Here is a 6,068-nt window from a genome sequence, read left to right on the forward strand (position 1 = left end):
GGGGATGTTAAAAAGCAGGGAGCAGTAAAAAAGGTATCCCAGCCGTTTGTTTCATTTGCCGGAAGAGAGCCGGAATCAGACAGGAATTATTTTACAAGGGTCAGTGAAAGGCTCAGACATAAACAACGGGCAGTGACAATTTGGGATTTCGAGCATATCGTGCTGCAGCATTTTCCAGATGCTTACAAGGTTAAATGCCTGAAACATGCTGATAATTCAAGTAAGGAGATGTATAAAAACAAAAACATAGAATTTGCACATGAATCTCCATCTATGAAACCTGGCAGCATTACCCTGCTTATCATATCGAATCTTCGCAATCAGAATGCCGTAAGTCCGCTGGAACCAAAAACGGGCTATAATACACTGACGGACATAAAAAATTATGCCAGCCAATATGTCTCCCCATGGGTGGAGGTGAACGTGGAAAATCCCACTTACGAAAGGCTGCTGGTAGATTTCAAAGTTGGATTCTATGAAGGATATGATGCAGGTTTTTATGGAAACCTGCTCAATGAGGAGATCAAAAAATTTCTGTCGCCGTGGGCTTACAAAGAAGGGGAAGACATCATCTTCGGGGGTAAAATATACCGCAGCGATATCCTGGCTTTTGTTGAAAACAGGGAATATGTAGACTTCGTGACCGAATTCAGGATGTACCACATTTATCCGGGTCCCCCTCATAGAGGAATTGGATATATGGACATTGGTGATGATTTCATGGTAAGGGATTATAGCGGTCCCGGAATTGGTGAGATGGAAATCGGCAGCAATTTTATTGTTGGGTTCGAATCAGAAATAGCCACAGCCACTTCTCCCCGATCTATTCTTGTATCAGCAGATCAGCACAGAATTCAGACATTGAATCCCGGCGATTATGCTTGCGAAGGAAATGAATACGATGGCATTGGATTTATGGCCATTGAGTTGAATTTTGATGTAGAATAAAAAACCTTAAAACATAAAGATATGGCGCGAAAAAACAGATTAAACCTAAAATCAAATTTCAGGACAGGAGATCGACCGACAGAGGAAGACTTCGCAGATGTATTCGATTCTTATGTGAATTTTAAAGATGACAACGTCAAGATTGACGAAAACAGCAACCTGGAAATAGGAGGGGCATTAACCCTTGCCTCCAATGGAAATGAACCCGAAAAAAAGGGAACCATCAGATGGAACGACAGTGAGGGTGAATTTGAAGGACACAACGGTAGCGAATGGGGCCCCCTGGGTGGAGGAGAATCTCCATGGCTTAAGGAATCCGGAAACCTGGTATTCAGAGGGGGAAAAGTTGGGATTGGTACACCCAATGAAGTATCCAACAAACTAGAAGTGGAGCAGGGACCGAATGAAAAATCCCGTTTCGGCACGGTAACACTTGGTTCGGGTGAAGGTCCTTATAGCTCTTGGGCCATATTAACACATAAAGAGCGTATTAAATACGAACAATTTGCTTTTGCTCAAGCCCAAACAGGTAGGATAGCCATCAATTGTGGAAATGATGGAAATATTCCGCGTGATGAAAAGATTGAATTTATGTTCAACAACTCAACGCAAGGAGCATGGGTGAATAACAACCTGGTAATTGGATCGGCTTCGGAACTATCTGGTGCAGACTCAAGTCACAAGCTTCAGATAAATGGCAGTGCTATAAAGAATGACGGGAAGGCAGATTGGGATACTATATCTGATATCCGCACCAAAGAAAATATTAAAGATTTTAAGCAAGGATTGAACATTATCAAAAAACTCGATCCAATCAGTTTTTCTTATAATGGCTTTGCCGGAACACCGGAAGGTAGACAGGCAATAGGTGTCAATGCCCAGGAATTGGAAAAGATATTTCCTTCAATGGTCCAAAGAAATGCACTAAACAAAAAGCATTCTCACGAAGATGCAACCGAGCTGTTGACAACCAACCTGAGTGCCTTAAAATTCATTATGGTCAATGCCATCAAGGAGCTGGACAAACGAATTGAATCCCTGGAAAATCAATCCAATAATCAGTCAAACAACAACATAGAATAAAAGAATCATTTAGTAATTAATTGTGCAAATTCAAAATCAAATACTATGGACGACAAAGAAGTATCGTTGAAGCTTAACATAGAAGAAGTGAACAAGATCATGACTGCGTTGGGAAATCTACCTTATGTGCAGGTTTATGAGCTTATCAACAAAATTCAGCAGCAAGTAAGCGGTCAGGTGAATCAAAACCAGGAAAACATCACAACCAATACCAGTGACAACGGAACAAAAAAAGGCAAATAAAGACATCTATTGACAGCTCGATCCAGGAATTGCAGCCCAGGTTAAAGGCTAAATTGTAAATAAAAAGGTAATAACAGTTCCATGAGTAACCAAAATAAAGAACTTACAACTGAAGATTCTATAAAAAAGGGTTCACCCTCCAGCCCGAGCATGAATTACAGAGTGCTCAGGGAAGAAGGACTAAGGCTGATACGGAAATATGCCGGCAAAACATGGACCGATCATAACATTCATGATCCGGGGATTACCATCCTGGAGATATTGTGTTATGCCATGACTGAACTGGGCCTGAAAACCAATACCAATATAGAGGATTTGCTGGCTAGCGGGGCAGGTAAATTTAATGACCTTTACAAGGCCACCGAAATACTCCCTTCTTCTGCCATAACGATCAATGATTACCGAAAGCTTCTGATAGATCACGCAGAGGTGCGCAATGCCTGGATTGAAAAGCACAAAACAGCAGCAGAGGTGCCTTTCAACTATAACGCTGCCAAAAAGGAATTGAATTATGATACAGGAAAACAGGTAATAATTAAAGGGCTTTACGATGTGCTGATCGAATTTGAAAACGCCGATGAAAACATCAATTTGAATACCAATCTGCTTAAAACAACCCTTACCACATCAATTGGCACTACCTATTACCTTGAACTGGTCTTTCCCTATTGGGATGAGCTTGAATCAAAAAACCTGCAGGATCTGGAGATTCAATCGGCTTACGTGACCACAGTACCCGGTACCGGCGGAAGTACAGGAAATCCAGTAAAGAAAATTCAGGAAGAAGATGGAAAATATTTTGCAGTACTGGCAATCAGTTATACCAGCGGTTTTTCTGAGGAATTGGGAGTTCACATCCGTTTCGATAAAGAAATTAAGGAGGGAGACAGGGATGAACTGCTTGAATATGTTGATGCTTCAACACCGGGCAGGTTGGTGGAATTGCTGTCCGATACCGGTGAAAACAGCTTGCTGAACAGGTTCCTGAAAAAAAACAACCGCTCCAAAAGGATCATCAAAAATCTCAAACATTTTCTGCAGGAAAACCGGAACATCAGCGAGGATTTTTTCAGTTTTAGCACTGCCCGGACACAGGAGATAGCCGTTACTGCCGATATTGATGTTCTGCTGGGTACCTCGGTTGAAGATATGCTGGCAGAGGTGTATGTTGCCATCGATCAGTTCCTGTCGCCCTTTATCAATTTTAGGAGTTATAACAACCTTAGGGAAAAGGGATACCCCACAGAAGACATATTTGAAGGTCCTTTATTGAACAATGGATTTATTGCAGATTCAGATCTCACGGGCAATGAGCGGATCGATCCCGAAACGGGCCAGCAGCTAATCTATACATCCGACCTGTTCAATCTCACCAAAGGTCTGAACATTACAGGTATTTCCGGAGAAGGAAAGAACAGCATCATCGACCTGAGAAACCTTTCCTTATCCAATTACATCAACAATCAGGTGATAACTGATGAAGTGCGCAATTGTTTAAGACTAACATTAAGCAACACTTATAAACCAAGGTTGAGCATAGTAAAATCAGATATAAGCGTATTTAAGGAAGGGGAAAAAGTGGATTATGACCTCAATACCGTGATCAAGAAGTTCGATGAAAAGAAAAGTGACCTCTCTTCTGTTACAACTTATCCGGTTGATGTGCTAGACATTCCCGAAGAAAATCAGATATCCCTCTCTCATTATGATACGATCCAGAACCATTTTCCACTGACTTACGGTATTGGCGAAGAAGGTTTACCTGAGCGTGCGTCACAGGAACGAAAAGCGAAAGCCAAACAGCTGAAAGCCTATCTGCTGCTGTTCGAACAAATACACAACAATTTTCTGGCTCAGCTCAATCACATAAAAGAATTGTTTTCTTTTAACAGCCAGGTTGACAGAACCTATTTCTCCCAGCTGCTGGAGGACATACCCGGTCTGGCCTATTTGCTGAAAAAAGACTATCCCAAAGCCTTGGAAGCACTTACCGAGGAAGGTGGCAGCCGAAACATGCTGGAAAGAAGGAATCGTTTTCTCAACCACTTGGCTGCCCGTTTTGCTGAAAACCCAAAGGATTTAAATAACCTGTTTCAACAAAACCAGGAAGAAATGCTTGACCGGTTGATAGCTGTCAAACGGAAATTGTTGCAGAATTATCCCTCAATCAGCAAAAACCGCTTTAAAGCCTTCAATCAGCTAAAACTAAAGGATGATAACACACCAGATGTGTGGAACACCGACAACATATCTGGCTATGAAAAAAGGGTTTGTCACCTGCTGGGATTTCATACATGCTACCGGCGGCATCTATATAATCCATTAACAAATCATTTCGAGATATATGAGGAAACAGACACTGATGAACTGACAGAATGGCGGTTCAGACTGCTTGATGACGAAGGAAATATTTTGCTTTCCAGCAGCACAAGGTATACCGACCAACAGACCATGTGGAATGAGATTCATCAGGTGGTTCGGTTTGGAAAAAGCCAAGGCAATTATTCGGTGTTCAGAAGCTCTGACAACAAACTCTATTTTAATTTAACCAATGCCTCTGATGAAGTCCTTGCCCGGCGTATAGAACCATTCGATTCAGAAGAAGAAGCAAAAAATGCCATACAAAACCTTATAGGTTTTATAGAATATACATTTTCCGGGGAAGGTATTCATATGATCGAAAATCTTCTTTTGAGGCCCGAAACAAAGGGAAAAGATGACACCTCTTCTCCCCTGCTCCTACCTACCCGTTTTTACAACGATGAACACCAAATATTCACCGATCCCTATTCATTCCAAATAACGATCATTGTTCCCTCGGGGTATCAAAAAGATTTTACGGAAGAGGAACCCAAAAGAGAAATCATCCCGGGAACTGAGCGTCTCAGGGAAGCTGATTTCAGGCGCCACATGGATCGGGTATTGCATAATGAAGCCCCTGCCCATACCATGATTCGAATATTTAGGCTCGATGCGGATAATTCAGGATCTATGGGCGACAATCCTTCCCTGAACAATTTTGAAAGGGTATACAAAAAATGGCTGAAGGCACAGGCTTCACCAGATAATGGTGAGGAAGAAGTGATCAAATCCCAGCGCGAATTGATGCAGGTACTGTATAACATATTTAATAGTGAACCATGGTGAAACAATCGAATCAACATCTGATCCACAGGCATATTTTAGATGTAACCATATCGCCGAAGAGAGAACGATCTTCCATAGAAGAACAGTTGAAAACTCTTCTCTCCAGGGATGCTGCTCCTGTTGTGGAACAGGTGTTCAATAAGGTTTCTCAGGATGGTGACTACATTTATATAGACAAGCTGGAGATAGATCTGGGAAAACTGGACCCTGAGGCATTAAACCGGAATTTGCTCACTACCCTCAGGCAAAAACTGGGGGAAGCCCTAAACAAATTGCTGGATCAGGAAAGTCAAACTTACCAGGGAAGCCAAACAGAAATCCTCCATAATGGCAAAGAAATTACCTCCGGTACCTCCGGGAAAAGGCAAGGAACCGTAATCAGATATACCTACAAGCAAACACTTAGCAATGCCTTTTTTCATTTTCTTAAAACAAGTATGCTGCCGGAAACCATGCGCACTTATGCCCTGAAGGAATTGGAAAAGGAAATGGTCAGGCTTCAGCTAACAGATGCCAAGCTGGTATCGGAATTAAGAAAGTTAAACAAGCAGCTTCCCTACACAACTCAAAGGCTGGCTTACCAGTTTTCATCCCGTTTTCTGGAAAACCTTCTGGAAAACTATGATGATTTTTATAAAGCCTATACC

At 41.9% G+C, this 6,068-nt stretch carries 5 protein-coding genes; all 5 read left to right on the forward strand.

Annotation, left to right across the window (positions count from 1 at the left end; all coding sequences use genetic code 11):
• Positions 1-948: hypothetical protein (locus KGY70_15645; protein ID MBS3776630.1), on the forward strand; the 948-nt coding region annotated here is incomplete at its 5' end.
• 21 nt (positions 949-969) lie between these two features.
• Complete coding sequence (locus KGY70_15650; protein MBS3776631.1) at positions 970-2,031, forward strand: tail fiber domain-containing protein; 1,062 nt, start codon at positions 970-972, stop codon at positions 2,029-2,031.
• A gap of 45 nt (positions 2,032-2,076) precedes the next feature.
• The gene (locus KGY70_15655) at positions 2,077-2,274 is read left to right on the forward strand and encodes a hypothetical protein (protein ID MBS3776632.1); all 198 of its coding nucleotides are present in this window, start codon (positions 2,077-2,079) and stop codon (positions 2,272-2,274) included.
• A gap of 81 nt (positions 2,275-2,355) precedes the next feature.
• Positions 2,356-5,421 carry a hypothetical protein gene (locus tag KGY70_15660; GenBank protein MBS3776633.1) on the forward strand — a complete coding sequence of 1,022 codons (3,066 nt, stop codon included), beginning with the start codon at positions 2,356-2,358 and terminating at the stop codon, positions 5,419-5,421.
• Positions 5,415-6,068, forward strand: a 654-nt coding sequence (locus KGY70_15665; protein ID MBS3776634.1) for a hypothetical protein, incomplete at its 3' end; no start/stop codon positions are given. The genes KGY70_15660 and KGY70_15665, both read left to right, overlap by 7 nt.

This window comes from Bacteroidales bacterium (assembly GCA_018334875.1).
In the GTDB taxonomy this organism is placed as follows: Bacteria; Bacteroidota; Bacteroidia; order Bacteroidales; family UBA12077; genus JAGXLC01.